The organism is Sorangium sp. So ce726 (assembly GCF_051521405.1).
GTDB lineage: Bacteria > Myxococcota_A > Polyangia > Polyangiales > Polyangiaceae > Sorangium.
Window position 1 is genome coordinate 5,361,453 of record NZ_CP150349.1, and the last position, 25,732, is coordinate 5,387,184.

Annotated in this window: 22 protein-coding genes; 14 read left to right on the forward strand and 8 right to left on the reverse strand. The window is 72.4% G+C overall.

Annotation, left to right across the window (positions count from 1 at the left end; genetic code table 11):
• Nucleotides 1-136: 136 nt before the first annotated feature.
• The gene (locus tag WME79_RS19940) at nt 137-1,747 is read left to right on the forward strand and encodes an SEL1-like repeat protein (RefSeq protein WP_437538211.1); all 1,611 of its coding nucleotides are present in this window, start codon (nt 137-139) and stop codon (nt 1,745-1,747) included.
• Nucleotides 1,748-1,760: 13 nt separating this feature from the next.
• Here WME79_RS19940 and WME79_RS19945 read toward each other — a convergent pair whose 3' ends face one another.
• A complete protein-coding gene (locus tag WME79_RS19945) occupies nt 1,761-5,021 on the reverse strand; it encodes a UvrD-helicase domain-containing protein (protein WP_437538213.1) in 3,261 nt (1,086 codons plus the stop codon).
• Nucleotides 5,022-5,471: 450 nt separating this feature from the next.
• On the reverse strand, nt 5,472-6,761 hold the full coding sequence (locus WME79_RS19950) for a hypothetical protein (RefSeq protein WP_437538215.1): 1,290 nt from the start codon (nt 6,759-6,761) through the stop codon (nt 5,472-5,474).
• Between the two features lie 384 nt (nt 6,762-7,145).
• Between WME79_RS19950 and WME79_RS19955 the strand changes: the two genes are divergently transcribed.
• From WME79_RS19955 to WME79_RS19975, 5 genes are all read left to right on the forward strand, one after another.
• Nucleotides 7,146-8,600: a DEAD/DEAH box helicase gene (locus WME79_RS19955; RefSeq protein WP_437539887.1), complete on the forward strand. Its 1,455-nt coding sequence runs from the start codon at nt 7,146-7,148 to the stop codon at nt 8,598-8,600.
• 238 nt (nt 8,601-8,838) lie between these two features.
• On the forward strand, nt 8,839-9,861 hold the full coding sequence (locus WME79_RS19960) for a M23 family metallopeptidase (RefSeq protein ID WP_437538216.1): 1,023 nt from the start codon (nt 8,839-8,841) through the stop codon (nt 9,859-9,861).
• Between the two features lie 270 nt (nt 9,862-10,131).
• Nucleotides 10,132-10,533, forward strand: coding sequence for an SPW repeat domain-containing protein (locus tag WME79_RS19965; RefSeq protein WP_437538218.1), 402 nt, complete (start codon nt 10,132-10,134; stop codon nt 10,531-10,533).
• Nucleotides 10,534-10,629: 96 nt separating this feature from the next.
• Entirely contained in the window at nt 10,630-10,947 is a 318-nt protein-coding gene (locus WME79_RS19970; RefSeq protein WP_437538220.1) for a hypothetical protein, read from the forward strand.
• 330 nt (nt 10,948-11,277) lie between these two features.
• Entirely contained in the window at nt 11,278-11,649 is a 372-nt protein-coding gene (locus WME79_RS19975; protein WP_437538222.1) for a hypothetical protein, read from the forward strand.
• A gap of 115 nt (nt 11,650-11,764) precedes the next feature.
• On the opposite strand, the gene WME79_RS19980 is transcribed toward WME79_RS19975, so the two are convergent.
• Complete coding sequence (locus WME79_RS19980; protein WP_437538224.1) at nt 11,765-13,021, reverse strand: dicarboxylate/amino acid:cation symporter; 1,257 nt, start codon at nt 13,019-13,021, stop codon at nt 11,765-11,767.
• A gap of 163 nt (nt 13,022-13,184) precedes the next feature.
• On the opposite strand from WME79_RS19980, the gene WME79_RS19985 reads away from it, so the two are divergent.
• Together WME79_RS19985 and WME79_RS19990 are read left to right on the forward strand one after the other, a co-directional pair.
• On the forward strand, nt 13,185-14,834 hold the full coding sequence (locus tag WME79_RS19985) for a protein kinase domain-containing protein (protein WP_437538226.1): 1,650 nt from the start codon (nt 13,185-13,187) through the stop codon (nt 14,832-14,834).
• A 77-nt stretch (nt 14,835-14,911) separates the two neighbouring features.
• Entirely contained in the window at nt 14,912-15,403 is a 492-nt protein-coding gene (locus WME79_RS19990; protein ID WP_437538227.1) for a hotdog fold domain-containing protein, read from the forward strand.
• A gap of 89 nt (nt 15,404-15,492) precedes the next feature.
• On the opposite strand, the gene map is transcribed toward WME79_RS19990, so the two are convergent.
• A complete protein-coding gene (gene map / locus WME79_RS19995; protein ID WP_437538229.1) occupies nt 15,493-16,242 on the reverse strand; it encodes a type I methionyl aminopeptidase in 750 nt (249 codons plus the stop codon).
• A gap of 103 nt (nt 16,243-16,345) precedes the next feature.
• Between map and WME79_RS20000 the strand changes: the two genes are divergently transcribed.
• Both WME79_RS20000 and WME79_RS20005 read left to right on the forward strand, forming a co-directional pair.
• Nucleotides 16,346-16,663 (forward strand): LysR family transcriptional regulator, encoded by a 318-nt coding sequence (locus WME79_RS20000; protein WP_437538231.1) that lies wholly within the window; start codon nt 16,346-16,348, stop codon nt 16,661-16,663.
• A gap of 29 nt (nt 16,664-16,692) precedes the next feature.
• On the forward strand, nt 16,693-18,573 hold the full coding sequence (locus WME79_RS20005) for an inositol monophosphatase family protein (RefSeq protein ID WP_437538233.1): 1,881 nt from the start codon (nt 16,693-16,695) through the stop codon (nt 18,571-18,573).
• 150 nt (nt 18,574-18,723) lie between these two features.
• Here the strand turns inward: WME79_RS20005 and gnd are convergent, their stop codons facing one another.
• From gnd to WME79_RS20020, 3 genes are all read right to left on the reverse strand, one after another.
• Nucleotides 18,724-19,719 carry a phosphogluconate dehydrogenase (NAD(+)-dependent, decarboxylating) gene (gene gnd, locus WME79_RS20010; RefSeq protein WP_437538235.1) on the reverse strand — a complete coding sequence of 332 codons (996 nt, stop codon included), beginning with the start codon at nt 19,717-19,719 and terminating at the stop codon, nt 18,724-18,726.
• A gap of 100 nt (nt 19,720-19,819) precedes the next feature.
• The gene (locus tag WME79_RS20015; protein ID WP_437538237.1) at nt 19,820-20,863 is read right to left on the reverse strand and encodes an STAS domain-containing protein; all 1,044 of its coding nucleotides are present in this window, start codon (nt 20,861-20,863) and stop codon (nt 19,820-19,822) included.
• Entirely contained in the window at nt 20,863-21,018 is a 156-nt protein-coding gene (locus WME79_RS20020) for a hypothetical protein (RefSeq protein ID WP_437538239.1), read from the reverse strand. Before WME79_RS20020 ends, WME79_RS20015 begins: the two co-directional genes overlap by 1 nt.
• Nucleotides 21,019-21,164: 146 nt before the next feature.
• Here WME79_RS20020 and WME79_RS20025 point away from each other — a divergent pair, with 146 nt between their 5' ends.
• The 4 genes from WME79_RS20025 (at nt 21,165) to WME79_RS20040 (ending at nt 24,821) form a co-directional block, all read left to right on the forward strand.
• Complete coding sequence (locus WME79_RS20025; protein WP_012236178.1) at nt 21,165-21,386, forward strand: hypothetical protein; 222 nt, start codon at nt 21,165-21,167, stop codon at nt 21,384-21,386.
• Nucleotides 21,387-21,574: 188 nt separating this feature from the next.
• Nucleotides 21,575-22,093: a hypothetical protein gene (locus WME79_RS20030; RefSeq protein WP_437538241.1), complete on the forward strand. Its 519-nt coding sequence runs from the start codon at nt 21,575-21,577 to the stop codon at nt 22,091-22,093.
• A complete protein-coding gene (locus WME79_RS20035) occupies nt 22,090-23,382 on the forward strand; it encodes a YcaO-like family protein (protein WP_437538243.1) in 1,293 nt (430 codons plus the stop codon). Before WME79_RS20030 ends, WME79_RS20035 begins: the two co-directional genes overlap by 4 nt.
• The gene (locus WME79_RS20040; protein ID WP_437538245.1) at nt 23,379-24,821 is read left to right on the forward strand and encodes a TfuA-like protein; all 1,443 of its coding nucleotides are present in this window, start codon (nt 23,379-23,381) and stop codon (nt 24,819-24,821) included. The genes WME79_RS20035 and WME79_RS20040 overlap by 4 nt, the downstream gene beginning before the upstream one ends.
• A 4-nt stretch (nt 24,822-24,825) precedes the next feature.
• Here the strand turns inward: WME79_RS20040 and WME79_RS20045 are convergent, their stop codons facing one another.
• Nucleotides 24,826-25,731 (reverse strand): SDR family oxidoreductase, encoded by a 906-nt coding sequence (locus WME79_RS20045; protein ID WP_437538247.1) that lies wholly within the window; start codon nt 25,729-25,731, stop codon nt 24,826-24,828.
• Between the last annotated feature and the right edge of the window lies 1 nt (nt 25,732).

Genomic DNA, 25,732 nt, shown 5'->3' on the forward strand with positions numbered 1-25,732 from the left:
GAAAGACGGCATCGCCGTCGTCTCCTACGACTGCACGACGCTGAAGCTCCTCACGCAGTGCAAGCTCCCAGGCAGCTACTCCTTCGCTGGCGTGACCCGGGCAGAAAAAGTAATACAATTAACAAACCCCGCGGAGATGCAGGCGAACGTCCCCTTCGGGGCTCCGGCGCTGAGCACCGCGATCGAGGGCGGCGGCTCGGCCGCGATCGACGTGGCGGTCGTGCCGACGGGGAAGATGGCGACCACGGTGGCCTCCTCCTCTGCGCAGGATCTCTCGGGCAGCTGCGAGGGCGCCACGCACTTCGTGCGCGCCGCGCTCCTCGGGGCCTTCGCGATGGCGCCAGGCAGCCGGGGCACGGCGCGGACGGTGGATCAGGTCTTCGCGGCGGTCGGAGCGGCGAGCCAGGGCGGCACCACGAGCAAGGAAGGGGAGCTCGACGCCTGCCGGGCCGCGAAGACAGACGCGCAGGCGCCGACGGAGCGCTGCCATGCGCCGCTGCGCCTGGAGCTCGTCCCGCTGCTCACGAAGAAGGCGGCGGCGGCCGAGGCTCCGGTGAAGCAGGCGGAAGACGAGTTCCCGAAGCTGTCGAGCCTGTGCCCGCTCGGGACGGTGCTGAGCGGGGCGAAGTGCTCCCCGCCTGCGCTCGTGCCTGCGCACCTGTGCGAGCCCACCGACGCCAGAGCCTGCGCGGCGGAGTGCGGGAAGGGCGATGTCGGCAGCTGCTATCACCTCGGGATTCAATACCTGGGTGGCAAGGATTTTCCGCGCGATGACGCGAGGGCGGCGGAGCTGTTCGAGAAGGCGTGCGGCGCCGGCGTCACGCAGGCCTGCTACGCGAGGGCGAAGCAGCTCCTGCGCGACATGAAGAGCGCCAAGGTCCCCCCGGACGCGGCGGGGCGGGCCAAGGTGCGAGAGTTCGCTGACAAGGCGTGCGAGATGGGCGACGGCTGGGCGTGCTTCAGCGTGGCCGAGTGGTACCTCAGCGAAGGCCCGCAGGCGGTCCTCCCGAAGGACCCGACGCGCGCGGTCGCGTTCCTCCGGCGCGGCTGCGATCTCGGGCACGGGCCGAGCTGCAGCGCGCTGGGCAAGATGCTCGTCGAGGGGAAGCTCGCGGCGAAGGACGTGGGGGTCGCCGTGGGCGTGCTCCAGCGCGCGTGCCAGGGCGGCCAGTCCGAGGACTGCGTCGATCTCGGCGACATCCTGCGCAAGGGGCAGGGCGCGCCGAAGGACGGGGTGAAGGCGATCGCGGCGTACAGCCACGGTTGCAGCCTGGGGGACATGCGCGCCTGCAACGCCGCCGGCTCGGTCTACGCGCAGGGCGACGGCGTTCCGAAGGACGTCGCGAAGGCGTATTCGTTCTTCGAGAAGGGCTGTCCGGAGAAGGGGTTCGGGGCCGAGGCGTGCTTGAGCCTCGCCGGGATGTACGAGAAGGGGAACGGCATTCCGAAGGACATGCCGCGCGCCGCGGCGCTCTACGAGAAGGTGTGCGGCACGGGCGGCTGCGTGCGGGCCGCCGAGATCTGGCAGCGCGGCGACGGCGTGACCGCCGATCCGGAGCGGGCCTACTCGCTCTACGAGAAGGCCTGCACGCAGTGGGGCGAGAAGAAGGCGTGTGACGCGTTCGGCCCGCTCCTGGAGCGCAAGGACAAGGAGCGGGCGCGGACCTTCTACGCAGACCAGTGCGTGCGGACGCAGGACAAGGCCGCGTGCGCGGCCCAGAAGCGGCTCAGCGGCGCGCCGCGATGAGCGGGGTGCAGGTTTAAAAGAGCTTCATCTGACGATCGGCCCCAGCGCGTGATCCCCTCTGCGCCTCGGGCGACGGGCCGCCCCGCAGGAGCAGCCGCTCCTCCACCTCGCGCACGAACGGCGACACCTCGGTCTCAATCACCTTGCCGTGCCGCGCGCGCTGCATGGCGCGGGTGAGGAACAACCGCTCTCGCGCCCGCGTCATGCCCACATAAAAGAGCCGGCGCTCCTCGGCGACGTCCGTCTCATCCCTGCCGGGGAACCGGAGCGGGAGCAGGCCGTCCTCGCACCCCACGAGGAAGACCACCCGGAACTCGAGCCCCTTGGCCGCGTGCAGCGTCAGCAGCGAGATGCGGTCGGCCCGCGGATCCCACGCGTCGATCTCGGCGCACACCGCGAGCTCGATCAAGAAGCGATCGACGTCGCCGCCGCAGCGCTCCGCGAGCGCGAGATGCAGCTCCAGCGCCGCGTCCACGTCGGCCTCGCTCAGACACGCCGCGCCCTCCTCGGCCGCGCCCGCCTCGGGCGGCGCGCCGGCGAGCCCGGGCTGCGCCACCTCCTCGCGGAGGCGCGCCGCGGCCGCCTTGAGGCGCGCCGCGAGCGGCCCCGGCGGGGCGCTGGAGAGCGCCCGCGCGAGCGCCTCCGAGCCCGCGCGCTCGGCGAGGCGGCGATCCGACCGCCGCTGGAACGGCATCCCCGAGCGGGCGAACGCCTCCCGGAGCCGCTCGGACTGCGCCTCGGTCCGGTAGAGCACCGCAAAATCCGAGAAGGAATAGTCGCCGCTCCCGGCAGGATCGCGCACCCGCCCGCTATCCATCGAGAAGAACGTGGACCCGCCGAGCATCTGCTCGATCGTATGGACCACGCGCTCGGCTTCGGCGGCTTCCGTCGGTGACTCATGGACCGCCACGAGCTCCACACCGCCCGCGGTCGGCAGGAGCTCCCGCGCGCCGAGCGTCGGTGAGGGCGCGATCACCTGGAGCGCCGCCTCGACGATGGGGCGCGACGAGCGGTAGTTCCGCTTCAAGCGCACCACGCGCGCCGCCGGGAAATCTTGCTGGAAACGGAAGAAGAAGCCCACGTCCGCGCCGCGGAATCCGTAGATCGCCTGATCTGGATCTCCGATGGCGCAGACGTTCCCGCCGGGCGGTACAAGCGCGCGCACCAGCCGGTACTGGCGCTCGTCGATGTCCTGGTACTCGTCGATGGAGAGATACCGGGCCCGCTCGCGCGCCGCGGCGAGCGCTCCGCTCTGCTCCTCCAGGAGCAGGACGGCGTGCCCGATCAGGTCGTCGAGATCGAGGAGCCCACGCGCGGCGAGCTCGTCCTCGTACACCTTCCACGCGCGGTCGACGTGGCGGTCGATCTCGCCGCCGGCGGCCGGCGATAGGTGGGCGTCGGCGTGGCGCGGGAAGCGCCGTTTCAGCGCGGCGATGTCGGCGAGCAACCTGGCCGCCCGCCGCTCCGGGACGCCGAGCGCCGCGGCGAGCAGCGCCGTCCGCGCGCGCTCGTCGACGATCGCGGGCGGCGCGGCCCCCGCGCCCTGCGCGTGCTCGCGGAGCAGGGAGAGGCCGAGCGCGTGGAAGGTCATGGCGGGCACGCGGCCGCCGGCCTCGCCGAGCAGCGCGCCGAGCCGCTCCCGCAGCTCGTCGGCGGCGCGGCGGGTGAAGGTGATCGCGAGGCACTGCTCCGGCGGCACCCCGAGATCGAGGACGAGGTGCGCGATCCGGTGCGTGAGCGTGCGGGTCTTGCCTGTGCCTGGCCCCGCGAGGAGGAGCAGCGCGCCGTCCGTGATCTCCGCCGCGGCCCGCTGCTCCGGGTCGAGCGCGTCGAGCGGCGCTGCGCCGCCCGGCGCAGGCGGCGCGCCTCGGGACACCTCGCTGGCCGGCGCCGGGCGAGGCTCCGCGTCGGCCCGGCCGCGGCGCGGAGGGGGGCGTGACGCCGCGGGAGCGCGCGCCCCCGAGGGAGGCGGCTGCGTCGCCGCGGCCTCCGGCTGGAAGAGGAGCCCGCCCCCGCGGCGCTGCGCGAGCTCCTCCGGCTGGAAGACCCGGATCGCGCCGTACTCGCCGTCGTAACCCGCGTCGCGGATCACCCGCCCTTCGCGCATCCGCGCGATCGCCTCGGCGAGCAGGGGCGTGCCGGCGCGCTCGATCTCGTCGAGCGGGGCGTCGCCGAGGAGGAACAGCTCGGGGCCGATGCGCGACAGCACCCCGTCGTAGCTCCGCTGCACCACCTTGCTGGAGGCGCCCACGCCGTGGAGCTCGGCCAGCACCTCGGGCAGCGGCACCAGGTTGCGGAACTCGCTCGCGCCCTCGGGGCGCACGCCCTCGTCGCGATCGGCCAGCTCCTCGACCCGGTGCAGCACGCCCACCGTGACCGGGTGCCCGCACACCGGGCAGGCGAGGGAGAGCGCCCGCGTCTCCGCCGGCGAGAGCACGACATTGCACTTGCGGTGGCCGTCGAGGTGGTATTTGCCCTCTTCCGGGAAGAACTCCAACGTGCCCCCGAAGCCCTCACCGGTCTCCAGGGCGCGCCGGATCGCGAAGTAGTCGAGCGGGGTGTCGAAGGCCGTGGCCTCGCGCCCGAGCTTCGCGGGCGAGTGCGCGTCCGAGCTCGAGACGAGCCGGTACCGATCGAGCCCGGAGATCCGCCAGTTCATCGCAGGATCGGACGAGAGCCCGGTCTCGAGCGCGAAGATGTGCGGCGCGAGATCGCCATAACACTCCTCGACCGCGTCGAAGCCTGCCTTGGAGCCCAGCACCGAGAACCAGGGAGTCCAGATGTGCGCGGGCACGAGGTAGGAACCCTCGCCGGCCTCCAGCACGATCTCGAGCAGGTGGCGCGAATCGAGCCCCAGGATGGGCCGCCCATCGGCGGTCAGGTTGCCGATCTTGGCGAGCGCGCGGACGATGCGCTCCGCCGCGTCAAAGCTGGGCGCGTACAGGAGATGATGGATCTTCCGCGTCCGATCTCCCTTCTTGTAGATCGTCGAGATCTCGACCGAGAGGACGAAGCGCGTCGCCCCGCGGCAGGCCCCGGGGAGCCGCTCCGAGACCGCGCGGCCGAGATCGTCCCGCAGGCGGAAGAGCCCGGGCTCGGCGGGCACGAGGTGCTCGCGGAGCTCGGCCATCCACGCTGGATGGGTGAAGTCCCCTGTGCCCAGCACCGCGATGCCCTTGCGCTGAGCCCAGTAGCTCAGATGCGCGAGATCGCAATCGCTGCTCGTCGCGCGGGAGTACTTCGAGTGCACATGGAGGTCTGCATAAAAACGCATGGTGTTCCGCCGTGAGGTGTCGTTTACCTATCGAGCTCCCTCGCGCTGTCAATCGCGGATACCGGCAGTCTTGATGAAATATGGTTGGAAATTGAGGTGGGCTGACCGCAATGCGTTGTGATGCGTGAGAGTATTTGTTCAGTGGCAAAAGGTGCTCGCTCGATGCAATGCGGTTCGACGGGCTCGCCGCGTGGCAAAAGGCGTTCGCTCGATGCAATGCGGTTCGACGGGCTCGCCTGGACGACACGTTCATGCCGTGAGGGCCGACCGCGCTGCACGAGGCCGCACGGCGAGGACCGGCCGATGCGCACCCCGGCGCTGGCAGCCGCCGCGCCGGACTGGCGGGCGTTCGCGAGCCTTCAACAGCGGCTCGACCCGAGCCGAGCCTACAGGCGCGGGCGCGAGCTGCGGCCCGGAGGGGGTCGCCGGCCGCTGCGAGGCATCACGAGGTCACGGGGTGGCGGTCGAGGGCGCCTGGGTCTTGCGGGTCAGGTAGAAGAAATCGCGCAGGGAGCGCTTGCGGATGTACTCGTCTTCCGAGAACTCGAAGCCGCTCGCCAGCGCGACCGGCGCGAGGGCGCCGCCCTCACCCGGCTCATAGAGGAGGAACTTCGGGTACGACCAGTTCACGTCGAGCTGCGCCACCGCCGAGGCGCCGGCGTGCTGCATCCCGAGCGCGATGGCGGGCGCCGTCGTGTGATTGCTGATCCCGACGTAAAGGACCTTGCCGTCGCGGTCGAGCCCCACCGCGGAGCGGCGGATCACCGTGTTGCCGTCCAGCGTGGCGCCCCAGTTGCGGACCTGCGGCGCGCGGAGCAGCGGGTGCAGCTCGCCCTCGTCGACCATGCAGCTCGGCGTCTGCCGCCACCACTGCATGTCGCTCTCTCCCGCCGAAAGCCTGGTCCAGGGCCCGATCTGCATGCTCCCATCGCGGCGCCGCGCGAGCGTGCAGCCCTGGTCCCGGGCGCGCACCAGCGTCACGCCGTCGACCCGCATCCCCCACTGGCCGTGCTCGGTCATGAAGCCGCCGTTGAACGCCGCGAGAAGCCGCTCGTGGTCCGCCTCCGGGATCTTCGCGGGCCGCTCGTAGGGCTTGCCCTCCTCGGTCGTCGCCGCCGGCTCGCGGGAGCCGGCCATGAGGTGCACATCGACCGTCGCGAGATCCACCGCCACGATGAACAGCTCCGCCCAGGAGCGGTTCGGATCCGGGTGGAGCAGCGTCTTGTAGAGGCGCGGCGCGTCGCTCGGATGGGCGCGATCCGCGATGGGCACCCACCGCCCGTCGCCGGGGGCCGACCAGGCCGCGTGCGAGGGGCCGACGTCGGTCGGCCGGAACGCCGCCGCGACAGCGCCCCCAGCCGCCGGGCTCGGCGTTGCGGCCGAAGGCGGCGAGGCCGTCGTGGCAGGGCCCGGCTGCTCGGGCACCTCCCAGTACGTCTTCGGCGGCTCATCCTTGCGCCAGAACCGGTGGACGCGGTCCTCCAGGGAGTACGCCGTCTCCTCGAGCGCCGTCACGTTCTCGGCCCCGATCACCGAGCGCAGCCCGTTCGCGACGAGCGGGCCCATCCATGGAATGCGGTGCACCGCGATCCATAACCCGGCGCCGGAGAGCAGCGGGACGGCGACAGCACCGAGCACCCAGCGCCGCAGCCGGGATCGGGGCAGCCGAAGGCCGGGGCGCTCCGGCGCGGAGTGCCCGACCTGAGCCGGCGTTTTCGAGGCTTCGGCGGTTTCGGCCATAGCGTGCTGCACTGCTTCGAAGGGGCGGGAAGGCGCTGGAAATCGCGGGCGGATGCGCGGCGAACTGCGAGCGCGAGCGCACGAGAAGCGGGCCCTCCGCTCGGGCGACGGTCTAGCACGGTGCGCTGCGCGCGCGGAGCCCGCTCCGCGCACCGCGCTCGACTTCCTCACCACGCCGTACTAGAGTCGCGGCCTCGGACTGACCTGGCACGGGTCGCGGTGCTCGGTCGCTGTCATTGGTCCTCGCAGCCTCCGCTCAAGGGGGCGCGAGGCGGCAGCTCTCCGTGATCGAGCCCTCCCCAGGAGGAGGGCGCGGTGCCGCGGCGTTCTTTCCGCCCTTGCTCAGGAGGGGCTGTCCTCCAGCCCGATTCCAGCCCGATGTCCATGCAATTTGCCGATCTCAAGCTCATCGAACCGCTTCTCCGCGCCATCGAGGCCGAGGGGTACAGCGCCCCGACGCCCATCCAGCAGCAGGCCATCCCACCCATTCTAGAGGGCAACGACCTCCTCGGTTGCGCGCAGACCGGCACGGGCAAGACCGCCGCGTTCGCGCTGCCGATCCTGCAGCGCCTCGCGCAGAGCGGCGGGCCGAGGCAGGGCGGGCTCCGCGTGCTCGTGCTCACCCCGACGCGCGAGCTCGCGGCGCAGGTCGCCGAGAGCTTCACCACGTATGGCAAGAACCTCGGCCTGCGGACCGCGGTCGTCTTCGGCGGGGTGGGGCAGCGCCCCCAGATGGAGGCGCTGCGCCGCGGCGTCGACGTGCTCGTGGCGACGCCGGGCCGGCTGCTCGATCTCTGCTCGCAGGGCATCGCCCCGTTCGGCCGGCTCGATACGCTCGTGCTCGACGAGGCCGATCGGATGCTGGACATGGGGTTCATCCACGACATCCGGCGCGTGCTCGCGATGCTGCCCGAGCGCCGGCAGACGCTCCTGTTCTCGGCCACGATGCCGCCGGACATCCTGAAGCTCGCGAACAGCATCCTGCGCAGCCCGGTGCGGGTCGAGGTCGCGCGGATCGCCACGACGGCCGAGAACATCGACCAGCGGGTGGTCTTCGTCGAGCGCGGCGACAAGCGCGCGATGCTGGAGCACGTGCTCAAGGATCCCGCGCTCCGCCGGGCCATCGTGTTCACCCGCACCAAGCACGGCGCCAACCGCGTGGTCCAGCAGCTCAGCCGTGCGCGCATCGAGGCGGTCGCCATCCACGGGAACAAGTCCCAGGGCGCGCGCGAGCGGGCGCTCGCGAGCTTCAAGCAGGGGACGACGAGCGTGCTCGTCGCGACCGACATCGCGGCGCGCGGCATCGACATCGACGACATCTCGCACGTGATCAACTACGACCTCCCGAACATCCCGGAGAGCTACGTGCACCGCATCGGCCGCACGGCGCGCGCCGGGGCGTCCGGGGTGGCGCTCTCGTTCTGCGACAGCGAGGAGCGCGCTTATCTCGCCGACATCGAGCGCCTCATCCAGAAGCGCCTCCCCCTCCTCGCCGACCCCGGGATTCCCGTCTTCCAGATGGATCCCAGGCCCGCATCGCAGGCGCAGGGGCAAGCTCGGCCGCAGGCGCAGGGCCGGCCGCAGGGACAGGGCCGTCCACACCCGCAGGGGCAAGCCCGGCCGCAGGCGCAAGGCCGACCGCAGGGACAGGGCCGTCCGCACCCGCAGGGGCAAGCTCGGCCGCAGGCGCAGGGCCGGCCGCAGGGACAGGGCCGGCCGCAGGGACAGGGCCGCCCACACCCGCAGGGGCAAGCTCGGCCGCAGGCGCAGCCGCCCGCGCAGGCGCAGCCCCCGGCGCGGCCTCAGCCCCGGCACGACACCCCTCGCGTCGATAACTGATCCTCACCGCGCTGCCCGCAGCGCTCGATCCATCACGCCGCACGCATCGCCTGATGCGCGCGGCGTCGCGAGCCCGGTGCTCGTGGCGCTCGTCGCGCGCCACCGAGGATGAGGGCGCCGCGCCGAGGCGCGCAGATCGTCTGCAAGCCGCACAGGTCGTTTGCGACCGGTGCATGCCTGCATGACGCGCTTTCACATTATCTCGTCGATGTGCGGAAACTCTGGCACGATCGCCGCCATGCGCGTTCCCGTCATCGTTGTAAGCCTGCTCACGATCGCTGCCTGCGATCGCGGTGCTCCTTCTTCGAGCTCGTCCACCACGGGCGCTCAAGCCTCCGCCGATCCGGCGCCGATTGCCTCCGCCGCCCCGCCCGCCTCCGCGAGCAGCGCGCCGGCCGAGGCGCCCGACGCCAGCGCCGCTCCCGCGGCGGCCGACACCGCCGATGCCGCGGCGCCCGCAGCGAGCGCGGCGGCGGCCGATGCCGGGCCGCCCGCGGCCGACGACAGCCGCCTCGCGGTGGAAGGGCGCGCCGTCCAGGGAGGGCTCCTGCGCGCCAAGCTGAACGGCAAGCTGCGCCGCATGGCGTTCCCCGGACATCGCGTGACCGTCAGCGACGAAGGGGAGTTCCTGATCGCCTTCTCGCGCAACGCGCCAGCGCAGGAGAAGCTGACCATCACGTTCGACGACGGGCAGGTGCTCGAGAAGATCTTCGACGTGGAGCCTCGCAAGTTCGAGGTCGACAAGGTCGACCACCTGCCGGAGAACATGGTCAAGCTCGACATGGCGACACGCGTGAAGCTCACGCAGGCCGAGAAGAAGCTCGACGTGCTCCGGAACAAGTACACGAAGAGGAACTGTTACAAGAACGGCTTCATCTGGCCGTCCAAGGGCCCCATCACCTCGCGGTACGGCCAGCCGCGCCTGCTCAACGGCACCGACGGCGGGATCCACTGGGGCGTGGACATCGCGGTGCCCGTCGGCACGCCGGTGCGCGCGCCTGCCTGCGGCAAGGTCGTGCTCGTCGAGAAGGACCTCCCGCTGAGCGGTCATACCGTGATCATCGATCACGGGCAGGGACTGACGTCCACGTTCATCCATCTGCACGGCTTCGCCGTGAAGGTGAACGACGAGGTCAAGCAAGGGCAGGTCATCGCGACCGTCGGGATGACCGGCCGCACGAACGGACCGCACCTCGACTGGCGCATGAACCTCTTCGAGACACGCGTCGATCCAGAGCTCCTGATCTCCGCCGCGAAGTGACGCACGGCGGGGCAATGTGCCACAGAAGAGCGTTCATGGCTGAGCTCCTGCGGGCGGAAACGTAGCGCGGGCGCGGCTGTCGAAGCGCCCGGCGCCTCCAGGCGCACGCGCGCTGATCTTCGTTCCCTGGCCGATGGATGATCGAATGGCCGCCGAGGTCGCCGGAGAGGATAGCCTCTCTCCCGCGAGCCTCTCGGCGGCATACCCCTTGCAAATTTCCGGACCGACGAAGGCACTCAATCCGGACATCGATTTTGCAAGGAGTCGGTCATGAAGATGCTGTCGCCTCGAGCTCATGGGTTTGTGGACTATGCAGTTGCGGCCCTGTTCCTGCTGGCCCCTTCGCTGTTCGGCTTCGGCGGGCTACCCGAGACGCTCTGTTACATCCTGGGCGCCGCGCATCTCGGGATGACGCTGCTCACCGCGTTCCCGCTGGGCGCCGCGAAGATCATCCCGTTCCCTGTCCACGGAGCGATCGAGGCCACGGTCGCCGTGCTCCTCGTCGCGGCGCCGTGGCTGTTCGGCTTCGATGAGGAACCCGGGGCGAGGAGCTTCTATCTCGTGTCGGGCGTGGCCGTCGGCCTGGTTTGGCTGGCGACGGACTACCGTTCTTCCTACGCCACGACGACAGCCAGCGCTCGCTACCGGCCGGAGCACCGGTCGTTCTCCTGAAGATCGCGCGCGTGTGCCCCGCGATCGGGGCGGCGGCCGGGGTGGTGGATCGCGCGGATTTGCGGCAAGCTCATGCGTGGCGGGAGGCCAGACGCCGTGAGCGACCCGAAGAAGCCGGATCCGATGAGCCTGCGGGTGGGTGACTTCCTCGTGAAGGTGGTGCCCGTCGGTGAGACGAGCGACGCCCTCGATACCGAGGCGAACCGCGAGCGGGCACAGCGGGCCGAGGAGGACCAGCGGGCGGCCCAGTTCGGCGCGAGCGGCGAGGGGGCAGGGGAGGCCGCGCAGGAAGCGGCGGAGGCAGCCGTGAACGAGGCGATCGAGGAGGCGCGAGCGCGGCTGAAGAGCGCCGGCGAGGAGGTGCCGATCGTGCTGCGCGATCCCGTGACGGGCGCGACGTTCACGCTGGAGTGACGAAGGGCGGCTCCGTCCCTGCGCGCCACGGCTGCGCCCGGCTCCACGTTCCCGCGCGCACCTCGATCGCGACAGAACGGCCTTACGGCGCCTGTTCTCCGAGACTCCCATCCTGAGCGCGCCCGCCTCACTGCCCTGTTTCGGCCAGAGCGGCAGCGGCGGCTGCCGTTATCGTGGATGTTCCTCTGTTTGGTTCGGCCGTCCATCCGCTCCGTCCGGAGCCCTGTCCGCTCCCGTGGAGGAAAGCACGGCGCTCCAAGTCTTCAACATTGCTCCGATCCGGCCAGGGAGTTACTCCACTTCCCGCAACGACTGACCGAGGGGAGAGCCATGATGAACATGCCGATGAGCGCGATGCCGATGATGGGCATGATGCCGAACATGATGGGCGGCATGATGCCGAACATGACGGGCATGATGCCGAACATGATGGGCATGATGCCGATGATGGGCGGCATGATGCCGAACATGATGGGCATGATGCCGAACATGATGGGCGGCATCATGCCGAACATGATGGGCATGATGCCGAACATGATGGGCGGCATGATGCCGAACATGATGGGCATGATGCCGAACATGATGGGCATGATGCCGAACATGATGGGCATGATGCCGATGATGGGCGGCATGATGATGCCCGCGATGATGATGCCGAACATGATGGGCATGATGATGCCCGCCATGAAGATGGCGGCCTGAACCAAGGAACGCTGGCGATCGGCTCAACCCCGATGGTCGGGAGCGGGCGCTCCAGACCATCGGCGCGCGACGCCTCTGCTGCGAGGCGTCGCGCGTGGGCGCTCGCCCCGTCCGGTCATACGCTCGCTGCTTCCTGCGGCTTCGGGTGCTGATCCCGCGACACGAACACCGCCGCTGCCAGGTCTCCCACCACGTTGATCACGGTCCGGCACATGTCGAGGAACCGATCCACCCCGAGGACCAGGCCGAGCCCCTCGGGCGGGATGCCGAGCATCCCCAGGATCATCGCGATGACGGGCAGCGAGCCGGCAGGGATGCCCGCCGTGCCGATCCCACCGAGCACGGAGATGAGCATGACGGTCGCCTGCTGCCCGAAGCTCAGCGAGACGCCGTAGACCTGCGCCAGGAAGAGCACGGTCACCCCCTCGAACAGCGCCGTCCCGTTCTGGTTCATCGCGGCGCCGGCGGTCAGCACGAAGCGCGCCACGGACGGCGGCAGCTTCAGCTCCTCCTGGGCCACCTTCAGCGCGGTCGGCAGCGTCGCGTTGGACGAGGCGGTCGAGAACGCCGTCACGATCGCCGTCCGGCTCCCGCGAAAGAACGCGACCGGCGACATCCCGCCAAGGAAACGGACCGAGAGCGAATAGACCACGAACATGTGCAGGCCGAGGCCGAGCAGCACCGTGAGCACGTACGCCGCCAGCTGCTGCATGATGCCGATGCCCATGCGGGACGTGATCGTGAAGAGCAGCGCGCCCACGCCGATCGCCGCGAACCGGAGCACCCCCTCGATGAGCCGCATCGAGACGTCGAGCAGCCCCTGGATGCACTCGCGGAGCCGCGCCGCCGCATCGGTCTGGGTGAGCGACAGGGCGATGCCGAAGAGCAGCGAGAACGTGATCACCGCGAGCACGTCGCCGCCTGCCGCCGCCTTGAAGATGTTGTCCGGCACCATCGCGATGATCATCCCCACCGGCGAGGTGTCGGCCGGGGCGGTCGCCGCCTTGATCCCCCCGCCGCGCGCGAGGCTCCGGACCGCCTCGGGCAGGCCGTCGCCCGGGCGGATCAGGTTCACAAGGACGAGGCCTATCAGCACCGCGATGCTCGAGACGACGGCCGTGTAGCCCAGCGTCCGCAGGCCGAGCCGACCGACGTTCTTCAGATCGAGCTCGCAGACGCCCATCACGAGCGCCGAGAACAAGATCGGGAGCACGAGCATGAACAGCAGGCGCAGGAAGATCTGGCCCACCGGGTAGGTGATGTGATCGACGATCCAGGTGAGCGCCGGATGCCCTGCCGCGACAGCGTTCGCCGTGAGACCGCCCGCTGCCCCGACCGCGACGCCGAGCAGCATCGTTCGATGCGATGACATGGCGCCACCTTACACAAGCCGCGGCGCCGCGATCCGTGGAGTTGACGCCACGCCCCCGGCCAACGGGGCATCCTGTGGCCGCGGATCGACCTCCGCGCGCGCCGTTCCCGGCCAAGGGCCGCCTGTCCAAGCCCGCGCGGATCCATTAGGCTCCCCGCCGGCAATGCTGAAGCCGGGCGATTCGTTCGAGCGGTACACGATCGAGGCCGCCATCGGGCAGGGGGGGATGGGCCGCGTCTACCGGGCGCACGACGCGCGGCTCGGGCGGCGCGTCGCGGTCAAGGTGATCGCGGGCGGCGCCGTGGACGAGGACGCCGGCGCGCGCCTGCTCCGCGAGGCGCGCGCCGCCGCAGCGCTCGACCACCCGAACGCCGTCTCGATCTTCGACGTCGGCGAGCTCGATGGGACGCCGTTCATCGTGATGGAGCTCGTCCCGGGCCGCACCCTGCGCAGCGCCATCGGCGGCGCCGACGCGCCCGCCTCGACGCGGGTCACCTGGCTCTCCGACGTCGCCCGCGCGCTCGCGGCGGCGCACCGGCGGGGGCTCGTCCACCGGGACATCAAGCCGGAGAACGTGATGGTCCGGGACGACGGGGTGATCAAGGTGCTCGACTTCGGCATCGCGCGCCGCGCCGCCGGCGACGCCGATCCGAACGCGTCCACCGAGGCCCCTGCGCTGCCGACGCTGACCGCGCTCGGCGTCAAGCTCGGGACGCCGGTCTACATGGCCCCGGAGCAGATCCGCGGCGCCGAGCTCGACGGGCGCGCGGACCAGTTCGCGTGGGGCGTGCTCGCCTTCGAGCTCCTCACCGGCAGGCCGCCCTGGCGCGGCGCCGGCGACATGCTCGCCGTCGTCGCGTCGATCCTCACCGACGAGGCCGACCGCGCCCTGCTCGACGCCGCCTCCGTTCCGCCCGCGGTGAGCGCGGTCGTGCTGCGCGCGCTGTCGAAGCGCCCCGACGATCGGTTCGCGTCGATGGACGACCTCCTGCGCGCGCTCGATGCGGCCGGGAGGGGCGAGGCGCCCGCCGCGCCTGCCGCCGCAACGTCCGCGCCGCCCGCGCAGGCGCCCGGCGCGAAGGGGAGCGAGGCGCCTCGCGGCGGCGAGACCGCGGCGCAGCGGTTCTCGACCGACGAGGTGCGCGACGTCCTCGCGCAGGCGATCGAGCGCCAGGCCGCCGCCGACCGGGGCGAGGCGCGCGCCCCGCGGGGCGACGCGCGTCTCGGCTTCGATGACCTGCTCGCCGCGGCGGAGGAGGTGGGCGTGGCCCCCGAGGCGCTGCGCGAGGCGAGCCGCGCGCTTCGCGCGCGTGAGCGCGGCGACGTGGAGCGGAAGTCGAGCGCGGCGACCGCCGCCGAGCGCGCCACGTGGCTCCGGCGCAAGCGCCGCGATTTCTACCGGCACCTCGGCATCTACCTCATCGTCAACGCGGCGCTCCTCACGCTCGCCTTTCTGCTCGGCGTCGTGCTCTGGGCGTCGATCATCCCGCTGGGCTGGGCGATCGGCGTCGCCATCCACGGGCTGGTCGCGTTCACCGCGCACGAGGACGACTGGGCGGAGGAGGCCGAGCAGATGCGGTGGTGGCACGAGCACCATCGCCGCAGGCACGAGGTGGCCATGGCGAGGGCGATCAGCAAGGACTGGCGCCCTGCGGCGGGCCCGCGCCAGCGCATCGGCGCGGCGGAGGCGGGGGACCGTCGGGGCAAGCTGCGCGTCGAGACGGACACCGCGCGCTCCACGGCGGAGCAGGCGGAACGGGCGGAAGAAGAGGCCGAGATCGCGGTGAACAAGCCACAGCGGCGGCGGCGCTGACGTGGGGTCTGCGCCGCCCACGGCCTGACAAGGCGCCGGGCTGGCATGCGCTAAGCTCGCGGTCCTTCGGAGGATTAATGTCCCAGCTGAATTTCATCGCCCGCTCGCTCGCGCCGCTCCAGGCGCTCCCGTCCTTCCTGCGCACGCGCGCGCAGACCGTGCTGTTCCAGCGCATGGTGCCGTTCACCGGGACCGCCGGCATCCAGTTCGACGAGGTGAGCTCGGATCGGGTAGCGCTGCGGCTCGCCAACGGGCGCAGGGTGCGGAACCACATCGGCGGGGTGCACGCCGCCGCGGCGGGGCTCCTGGCCGAGACGGCGACCGGCTTCGTCGTCGCCGTCAACCTGCCAGACGACAAGCTGCCGCTCCTGCGCAGCATGAAGATCGACTACAAACGCCGCGCCCAAGGCAGCCTCCGCGCGGTCGCGACGCTCACGCCCGAGCAGCGCCAGTCCTTCCTGGACCAGCCGAAAGGGGACGTGGCGGTCGCCGTCACGGTGACGGACGAGAGCGGCGCGTCGCCGATGGAGTGCGAGTTCGTCTGGGCCTGGGTGACGAAGGGGGTGTGACGCCGCCGCGTTCGCGCGCGGCGCGAGCGCGCGAGGCCACCTCCAGGACCCAGCCTGCGAGCGCGCGGGCGCAGGCCGCTGCGCGGCCGTCAGAGCGTCAGGATCTCGCAGCCATCCCGCGTGACGAGCACGGTGTGCTCGAACTGCGCCGAGAGGCTGCCGTCCTCCGTGACCATGGTCCACCCGTCATCGAGCGTGCGGATGCGGTGCGAGCCCAGGTTGACCATCGGCTCGATCGTGATGGCCATCCCGGCGCGGAGCCGCATGCCCGCCCCGCGCACCCCGGTGTGCGCGACGTGCGGCGGCAGGTGCATCCTCCGTCCGATGCCGTGCCCGCCGACCTCGCGGACCACGCCGCACCCCTCCGCCCGCGCGATTTCCTCGATCGCCGCGCCGATGTCGCCGAGCCGCGCCCCGTCGCGCACGACCGCGATGCCCGCGTCCCGGCAGCGCCTGGCGACGTCCACCACGTGCAGCGCCTCGGGGCTCGGCTCCCCGATGAAGAACGTCGCGGAGGTGTCGCCGTGGTAGCCGTCGAGCTCCGTGGTCACGTCGACGTTGACGATGTCGCCCGGCAGGAGCACCTCGTCGCGCCGCGGGATCCCGTGGCACACGACGTGGTTCCGGCTCGTGCACACCGCCGCAGGGAAGCCCTTGTAGCCGAGCTGACTGGGGCGGCCGCCGCGCCGCGCCGTGTCCTCGCGCACCCACACATCGATGTCCGCCGTCGTCACGAAGGGCTGGAGCCGCGCCCCGACGGCCGAGAGCGTCGCCGCCGCCGCGCGCCCTGCGCGCCGCATCGCCTCGCACGCGTGAGGCCTGAGGATGTCCACGTTCATGCGAGGCGTATGCGCGCGCAGCGAGCGGCCATCCAATACCGTTTTGATCTCGGGCCCTCGCGCGCGGCTCCCCGCGCGCGGGGTTCGGGCTAGAATCGGCCGCGTGAGCCTCTCGCAGATCCGTTACTTCATCGCCGTCGCCGAGGAGGGCCACGTCGGCCGCGCTGCGCGCCGGCTCCACATCGCGCAGCCGCCCCTCAGCCGGCAGATCCGCGGCCTGGAGGACGAGCTCGGCGCGCAGCTGTTCGAGCGCACCGCGCGCGGCATGCGGCTCCTGCCGGCCGGCGCGGCGTTCCTCGATCACGCCCGCACCATCGTCGCGCAGGTCGACGCGGCCGTCGCCGATGTGCGCGGCTTCGGCGCCGCGCCTCCCCCGGGCGATCTCGACGCCGGCCACCGCCAGCGCGCCGACCTGGGGTAGGGTGCCTCGCGTGGAACCAGGGGAACGGCATGGGCTACGACGCTGAGCTCGCGCTGGCCGTCGATGCGGCGCGCCGCGCGGGCGCGCTCCTCCGCGCGGAGTTCCACCGCCCGGGCGGCCCACGCGGCGCCGGGACGAGCGCCGAGGTCGACGTGGAGGTCGAGCTCCTGCTGCGCGACGCGCTCACCCGGGCCACCCCGTACGCGTTCCTCGGGGAGGAGACCGGCGCCCTGGACGGCGTGGACCCGTCGCACCGCTGGGTCGTCGATCCGCACGACGGCACCGCGTCCTTCCTGCACGGTTACCGCGGCGCCTCGGTCTCGATCGGCCTCCTCCGCGAGGGCACCCCGGTGCTCGGCGTCGTCTTCGCGTACGCCTACCCCGACGACGACGGCGATCTCATCGCCTGGGCCGAGGGCGCCGGGCCGATCCGGCGCAACGGCGCTGCCGTCTCGTCGTCGCTCGCCGGCGGCGCGCTCGATCGCTACGCCGTCGTGCTGCTCTCGCAGTCGGCGGATTACCTCCCCGCCCGCAACGCCCGCTGCGTCGCCCCCGCGCGGTTCCTCGCCCTCCCGAGCCTCGCCTACCGGCTCGCCCTGGCCGCGGCCGGCGAGGGCGTCGCCGCGGTCTCGCTCAGCCGGCCCCGCAGCTGGGACTACGCCGCCGGGCACGCGCTCGTGCGCGCGGCGGGCGGCGAGCTCGTCGACGACGACGGCGCGCCCGTCGCGTACACCGCGCAGGGCGACGGCGAGGTCTGCCGCCTCTTCGGCGGCGCCCCCGCGGTCGTGCGCGAGCTCACGCGCCGCCCGTGGAACGCCGTCATCCACGGCCGCATCCCGCCGCCCCAGGGCACGTACGGGCTCTTGCGCCCCTCGCGCAGCCTGCTCGTCGAGGGCGCTGGCACGCTCGCGCGCGCCCAGGGCTGCCTGCTCGGCCAGCTCGCGGGCGACGCGCTCGGCGCGCTCGTCGAGTTCCGCACGGCGGAGGCGATCGCGCCGCTCTACCCGGACGGCGTCCGCGACCTCGCCGACGGCGGCACGTGGGGCACGCTGGCCGGGCAGCCGACCGACGACTCCGAGATGGCGCTCATGCTCGCGCGCTCGATCGTCCGCAAGCGCGGCTTCGTCGCGGAGGCCGCGCTCGACGCCTACGTGCACTGGTACGGCTCCGGCCCGTTCGACATCGGCAACACCACGGCGGCCGCGCTCAGGGCCGCCGCGGGCGCGCCGCTGCCCGGCGCGCGCCGCGAGCGCGCCCGCGCCGCCGCGAGCCTGACCAGCGAGGCGAACGGCTCGGTGATGCGCGCGGCGCCGCTCGGCGTCCTCGGCGCGGGCCGCCCGCGGGAGGCCGCGGCCTGGGCGCGCGACGACAGCGCGCTCACGCACCCCCACCCGGTCTGCTGCGCCGCCTCCGCCGCGTTCGTCGCGGCCATCGCCGCGGCGGTGGGCGGCGCCGGCGTCGAGGGCGCCTGCGCGGCCGCCCTCGACGAGGCGGAGCGGAGCGGCGAGCGCGCGGTCGTCGCCGCGCTCACGGCCGCGCGCAGCGCCCCGCCCCGGAGCTTCTCGCACCAGGCCGGCTGGGTCCTCATCGCCCTGCAGAACGCCTTCTACCAGCTCCTCCACGCGCCCTCGCTCGAGCGGGGCCTCGTCGACACGGTGATGGCCGGCGGCGACACCGACACGAACGCCGCGATCGCCGGCGCGCTGCTCGGCGCGGCGCACGGCCGGGACGCCGTCCCGGACCGCTTCCGCCGCCTCGTGCTCAGCTGTCGCCCGCTCCCCGAGGCAGGGGCGAAGCACCGGCGTCCGCCCGAGCTCTGGCCGGTCGACGCGATGCTCCTCGCCGAGGCGCTCCTCGCCGCCGGCCAGCGCGCACAGCCCGACGATCGTGACTCGTCGGAGATCCTTTAAGCGTGAGGATTAAATATAACAATTCCAATATCTTGCCGCCTATTCATGAAGCCTCTTCAGGAGGATGAGGTTTCCCTCGGCGGCGCCACGCGCCCGGGCGCGCAGGGAGCGCTCCCGGAGCCTCGCTCGATCGGCAGGCAGGGACGCCGCTCAGCCCCCCGTGGGGCGCTCCAGGTGCCCGCCGAACTTGTGCCGCATCGCGGAGAGGACCTTCTCGGCGAAGGTGTGATCGTGGCGTGAGCGGAAGCGCGCGTAGAGCGCCGAGGACAGCACCTCTGCGGGGACGGCCTCCTCGATCGCCGCCATCACGGTCCAGCGGCCCTCGCCGGAGTCCTGCACGAAGCCGCTGTACCCGGCGAGCTCCGGGCTCTCGGCGAGGGCGATCGCGGTGAGGTCGAGCAGCCATGATCCAACGACGCTGCCTCGCCGCCAGACCTCGGCGATCTCGCCGAGATCGAGCGCGTACCGGTGGTCCTCGGGCAGGCGCTCCACCGCCGCGTTCTTGAGGATGTCGAACCCCTCCGCGTAGGCCTGCATCAGGCCGTACTCGATGCCATTGTGAACCATCTTCACGAAGTGCCCTGCGCCGACCGGGCCGCAGTGCAGGTAGCCCTCCTCGGACGTGCTCTGCGCGCCGCCCTGGGCCTCCTGCCTGCCCGGCGTGCGCGGGATGTCCCCCGGCCCCGGCGCGAGCGTCCGCAGGATCGGCTGCACCAGGGCGAACGCCTCGGGGGCGCCGCCGACCATGAGGCAGTAGCCGCGGTCGATCCCCCACACGCCGCCGCTCGTGCCGACGTCGACGTAGCGGATGCCCTTCGCGGCGAGCGCCTTGGCGCGGCGGACGTCGTCCTTGAAGTAGGTGTTGCCCCCGTCGATGATCACGTCGCCGGCGCCGAGCTGCTCGCCGAGCTCCTCCACGACGCGCTCGGTGGGCGCGCCCGCGGGGAGCATGACCCAGACCACGCGCGGCGACGCGAGCTGCGCCACCGCGTCGCCCAGGGAGGACGCGGTCGCCGCGCCCTCCTCGCCGAGCCGCTTCACGCTGTCCTGGTTCAGATCGAACGCGACGACCTCGTGGCCGCCGCGCATGAGCCGGCGCGCCATGTTGGCGCCCATCCTGCCGAGTCCGATCATCGCGAGCTTCATCCGTCACGCTCCTGTGTGGGATCGCGGGCGTATCACAGCGGGCGGCGCGCGGCGCGCGGTCGACGCCGCTCCGGTCCGGGCGCTCCTCCGGCTGCGGCGGCTACCGGCGCGCCGGCTGCGCCTGCTGCCGGATCGCGCCCACCGCGTGCTCGAGCGCGCTCTTCAGCGTGCTGAACACCGGGATCCCGTCGAGGCTGCCGCCGGACTCCAGGATGCGCCCGACCATCGCCGTCGGGACGCCGGAGACGATGCACCGGCTGCCGAGCAGCCTCGTCGCCGCGAAGATCCGCAGCAGATGATCGATGGTCGAGGTGTCCGTCGCCTGCGCGCCGGTGAGGTCCACGATCATGAAGCGGGCGCCGTGCCGGACGACCGCGTCGAGCACCTCTTCCATCATGCGGGCCGCCCTCGCGCTGTCGATCGTGCCGATGACGGGGAGCGTGAGCACGCCGTCCCACACCTGGATGATCGGCGTCGACATCTCGAGCATCGCCTCGTGCGCCGCGCGGACCCGGTCGAGCTGCAGGCGCAGCTCGATCTGGACCCGCTCGAGCTCGTCGTTCTGCTCGCGCAGCTGCGCGCTCGCGGCGGCGAGGTCGAGCGAGTTCTTGAGCGTCGTGTACGTGGCCCCGACGTAGAGCGCGTACGTGGTCGCGCTCGCCAGCGCCTTCCGGTCGATCTGGCGCTGGTCTTCCAGGGCGAAGAGCATCGTGCCGATGGTCTTCTTGTAGACCTGGATCGGCACATGGAAGATGACGTCGGGGTCCTCCTCGAGGAGCCACGCGCGCGCGCGATCCGCCTCGCGCGCCTCGTCCCACGGCCCTCTGAACCACGCGGGGCGCTGCGCCTCCAGCGCCGCGACCATCCAGGCGTCCACGACGACGCCGCCGCCCTCGGGCGCCCCGTACTCGAAGGTGCCGCGCTCGTACCTCGCCGCGATCCTGGCGCCGCCGCCGTCATTGGCGAGCACGACGCAGAGCCGCTGGGACGGGACGATCCAGCGCGCGCTCGCGCAGACCTCTTCCCACAGCGACCGCAGGTCCGGCTGGTTGGCGAGCTTGAGGAGGATCTCGTTCAGGACGCCGAGGACGATCCATCCGCCGCCGCCGGCTTCGTGGGGCTGGCCAGGCTCTGGCGTCAGCATCAGCGATCGGCGTCGAGCGGGCGGCCCGCGGCGTAGGTCCGTGGTTCGATGGTGCGCGCGGAGGCCGCTGTCATGACGCTCTCCCCGGGTCGCGTCCGCGCCGTCGTCGACGCGGACGCGAGCGACGGGCTCGGGACCAACTCGAATCTCGGCACGGTGAACACTCCTCGCGCTCAGCGCGCAGCCGCATCCTACCGCGCAATCCGCCCGCGGTGGAGGGGCTCTTGCCCGAGGCGGCCTGGGCTCGCGCGCTGCGGCGCGGTGCACCCCGTGCGCGGCCGCTGCGTGCTACCGCTAGGGCATGAAGATCAAGGCACGTGACGGCAAGGTCTACGAGGTCGCGCCCGCTCCGCCCGGCGGCAGCCACGAGGTGCGGCTCGACGGCAAGGTGGTCGGTTCGTTCGTGCTCCTTCCCGATGAGACGCAGGTCACCGTGAAGAGCAAGCCCGCCACGGACGCGCTCCTCGTGGACATCGCCGATCGGTTCGTCGCCGAAGGCGGCGCCCCCATGGGGATCAGCTGATCCTGCGCCCTCCCGGCCCGCCGGGCTCCCCGGCTGCGCCCGCGCCGCCGGGCCCGCTCGCCTCGCCGCGGCCCCGCGCGAGCGCGCAGACCCGCCGCATGGCTCCCGGACGTTGAAAGCCGTCGCGCCAGCGTGATATGCACGGGCCGGTTTCTCGGGTCCAGACGCGCTGTCGAACAGGAGTCCAAATGGCCGACCAACAGCATGGTGAGCGCTGTCCCAAGGCGCCGCGGGGCGAGCACAAGTACGAGGACGTCATCCTCGCGGCGGACAACGGCAAGCTCTACTACCTGCGCCGGGAGGACTACATCCGGCCAGAGAACGAGCTGACCGCGGAGAACTGCGGGCACTGTTACGACCGGGCGATGGAGCTCCTCAAGCAGGGCGTCGCGCTGGGCTGGATCCGGCCCCGGCCGGGCAACCAGGCCTGTTACCTCGTCAACCTGGCGAGCCTGCGCCGGGTGACGCCGTTCGAGCCCGCGACGTGGAGACAGGAGGGGCCGGATCCCATGCAGGACCTCCTGGCGGCCTCCGAGTGGGCCGATCAGGCGGCCACCCACGCCACGGCGGCCGCGCTGGCGCGCGAGCTCGGCGAGCCGGGCGGGGCGCTGATCGCGGCAAAGCAAACGCTCCATGCCGCGGAGCAGAGCGCCAAGGACGCGCAGGCGGCCATCGAGCACCTCGTCGCGGGCGACAAGGGCAAGTGAGCGCGGCAGCGGGCCCCTCGTCGGAGCGGGCCGCGGCCCGCGCCGCCAAGGGGTTCCGGGAGGGCACGCACCGGCTCGTCCCGCCCGCCGAGACCATCGCGCGCGTCGCGCCGCACCTGTCCGCGTTCGGCATCACCCGGGTGGCCGACGTCACCGGCCTCGACGTCATCGGCCTGCCCGTCGTCATGGTGTGCCGGCCCAACGCGGCCTCGCTCGCGGTCTCCCAGGGCAAGGGGCTCACGCTCGACGCGGCGCGGGCCTCCGGCCTCATGGAGTCGATCGAGTCCTACCACGCCGAGCACGTCGACCTGCCGCTCCGGCTCGCGAGCCACCGGGATCTCGCGCGCGCCGCCGCCGTCGTCGACGTCGCCGCGCTGCCGCGCCTCTCGGTCGGCGCCGCCCGCGAGCACCACCGGGTGCTCTGGATCGAGGGGCGCGATCTCCTCCGCGATGAGGCCGTGTGGGTGCCTTACGAAATGGTGCATACGAACTACACGCTGCCGCTGCCGGCGGGCAGCGGCTCGTTCGTGATGAGCTCGAACGGCCTCGCCTCGGGCAACCACCTGCTCGAGGCCGTGAGCCACGGCATCTGCGAGGTCGTCGAGCGCGACGCGACCACGCTCTTCCGCGCCGGCGGCGAGGCCGAGATCCCTGGCTCCCGGCTCGATCTCGCCACGGTCGACGACCCCGGCTGCCGCCACGTCCTCGACCTCTATGAGGCCGCCGGCGTCGCCGTGGGCGTCTGGGAGACCACGACGGACGTCGGCCTCCCCGCGTTCCTCTGCCTGATCGTCGATCGCGCGCCCGATCCGTTCCGCCGCCTCTACGCGACCGAGGGGATGGGCTGTCACCCGAGCCGGAGCGTCGCGCTGCTCCGGGCGCTCACCGAGGCCGCGCAGAGCCGGCTCACGTTCATCGCCGGCTCCCGCGACGACGGCGACCGCGATCGCTTCGAACGGGCGCGCCACGCCGACGCCATCCAGCGCGCCCGCGAGCAGATCGCCGACGTCCGCGGCCCGCTCCGCGGCTTCCACGACGTCCCGTCGCTCGAGGGCGAGACCTTCGACGACGACGTCGCCGCGGAGCTCGCGTGCCTCCGGCGCGCCGGCGTCGAGCGCGTCGTCGTCGTCGATGTGAGCAAGCCCGGGCTCGGCATCTCCGTCGTCCGGGTGATCATCCCGGGCCTGGAGTCGATCGACGACGTCCCCGGCTTCGTCCCGGGGCCCCGGGCCCGGGCGCGCGCGGCCGCACGCGCGGCGGCTGCGGCGAGGAGCGGGGCCACCGCGTGAGCGTCATCGTCTTCACAGGCCCCACGCTCTCGGCGGCGGACGGCGCTGCGCTGCTCGACGGCGCCGTGTTCCTTCCGCCGGTCGCGCAGGGCGACGTGTACCGGGCCACGCTCGAGAAGCCGTGGGCCATCGGGATCGTCGATGGCTACTTCGAACGCCTGCCCTCGGTCTGGCACAAGGAGATCCTCTGGGCCATGGCGCACGGCGTCCACGTCTTCGGCAGCGCCAGCATGGGCGCGCTGCGGGCCGCCGAGCTCCACCCGTTCGGCATGACCGGCGTCGGCGCCGTGTTCGAGGCGTTCCAGAGCGGCGCGCTGACCGACGACGACGAGGTCGCGATCGCCCACGCCGCCGCCGAGGACGGCTACCGGCCGCTCTCCGACGCGATGGTGAACATCCGCGCCACGCTCGCCGCCGCGGTCGCGGCGTCGATCCTCCGGGAGGAGACCGCCGCGGGGCTCATCTCGCTGGCCAAGCGCACGTTCTACGCGCAGCGCAGCTTTGCGCGGCTTCTCGCGGAGGGCGCCGCGGCCGGCGCGAGCCCCGAGGAGCTCGACGCCCTCCGGCGCTTCTTGCCGGACGGGCGCGTGGATCAGAAGCGGCGCGACGCCGTCGCGATGCTGGAGGCGATCGCGGCGCTGCGCGCGCGCGACCCCGGCCCGCTCAGGGTGACGTACCACTTCGCCTATACCGACGTCTGGGACCAGGCGTGCCGGCGCGCCGGCCGTGGCAGCGTGGCCGCCGCGCAGGACGCCCGCGCCGGGGACGCGCCGGCCCCGCGCCCGGGCGGCGAGCCGGCCGGCGCGCGATCACGGCGCGCGCAGGGCGGGCTGCAGCCGGAGCTGCTCCTGGACGAGCTCCGGCTGGAAGGGCCGCTCTCCTATACCAACGCCGTGCAGGGGGCCCTCGCGCGGGCGCTCGCCCTGAGCGAGGCGCGGCGCCACGGGGTCGAGGTCCCCGTCGAGCTCTTCGAGGAGATCCTCGCGCAGGTCCGGCGGGAGCGGGGGCTGCTCACGCCGGAGAGCACGCTCGCCTGGCTCACGGAGCAGGCGCTCGACGTCGAGGGCCTCACGCTGCTCGTCCAGCGGGAGGCGCGCCTTCGGTGGGCGCAGGCCGTGTTCGGGATCGAGGTGGAGCGACTCCTGGCCGACCACCTGCGCATGACGGGCCGCTACGGCGAGCTCGCCGCGCGGGCCTTTCGAAAGCAGCAGGTCCTCTCCGCGGCGGGCGTCGAGGCGCCCGCGCTCGAGGACCTCGGCCTGACGCGGCAAGCGCTGCTGGAGTGGTATTTCACCGAGATCGCCCGCCGCCCGCTCCCGGCCTACCTCGACGGTTACGCGGCCGCGCTGGGGCTCGACGATCAGGACGAGCTGCTCCTCGTCCTCGCCCGCGAGTACGAGCACCGGCGGCGCGGCGAAAGGCCGCCGGCCGACGGCTGACCGCTCACGCGCTCGGGCGCCCGAGCGACCGCGCGGCGTAGGCGCGGAGCGGCGTGAGCGCGATGGGCAGCGCCGACAGGACCGGGCGCATGTCGATGACCTTGCCCTCCACGCAGTGGAGCATCAGCGCGTCGAACGACTGCGCCAGCGAGTCGACGCCGCGCTTCGGGTCCCGCGCCGCGGCGCGGCGCTCCCGCAGATCGGCCTCGCCGACGCGCTCGACGGAGAAGGTGCGGCCGGTCAGCGCCTCGAACACCGCGATCACCTGGTTGTGGCTGAGCGCCTCCGGGCCACCGAGCTCGAAGGAGCGGCCCAGCGCACGCGGGTTGTCGATGCAGGCGATCGCCGCGTCGGCCACGTCGCCGAGCGCGATCCAGCTGATCGGGCCGTCTCCGGCGCCGTAGATGCGCGCCTTGGCCGCCTCCACGTCGAACCCGAGCGCCGGGCTCAGCCAGATCTCCATGAAGTAGGTAGGCTGCAGGATCGTGAAGGGCAGGCCGCTCGCCCGGAGCTCCCGCTCCACCGCGCGCTTCGCGTCCTGCAAGGGGAACTCGTCGGCGATCTCCGGGAACGAGATGTAGATGAAGTGCTCGACGGACGCCCCCTTCGCCGCGGCGACCAGCGCGAGCGAGCCGTCCCGATCCACGCTCTCGATCGAGTCGCCGTCTTGCCGCGACAGCGTCGAGCTGGCCGTCTCGATCACGACCCTGACCCCCTGGCACGCCCGATCGAGCGACGCGCGGTCCTTCAGATCGCCGCGCACGAGCTCGACCCCCATCTCCCGGAGCCGGGCCACCTTCGCCGGGTCCGATCCCTCCCGGTAGAGACCTCGCACCGCGCGCCCGGCCTCGCGGAGACGCCGGCAGACTTCTGCACCCAGAACCCCTGTTGCTCCGACGATCAGGATCATC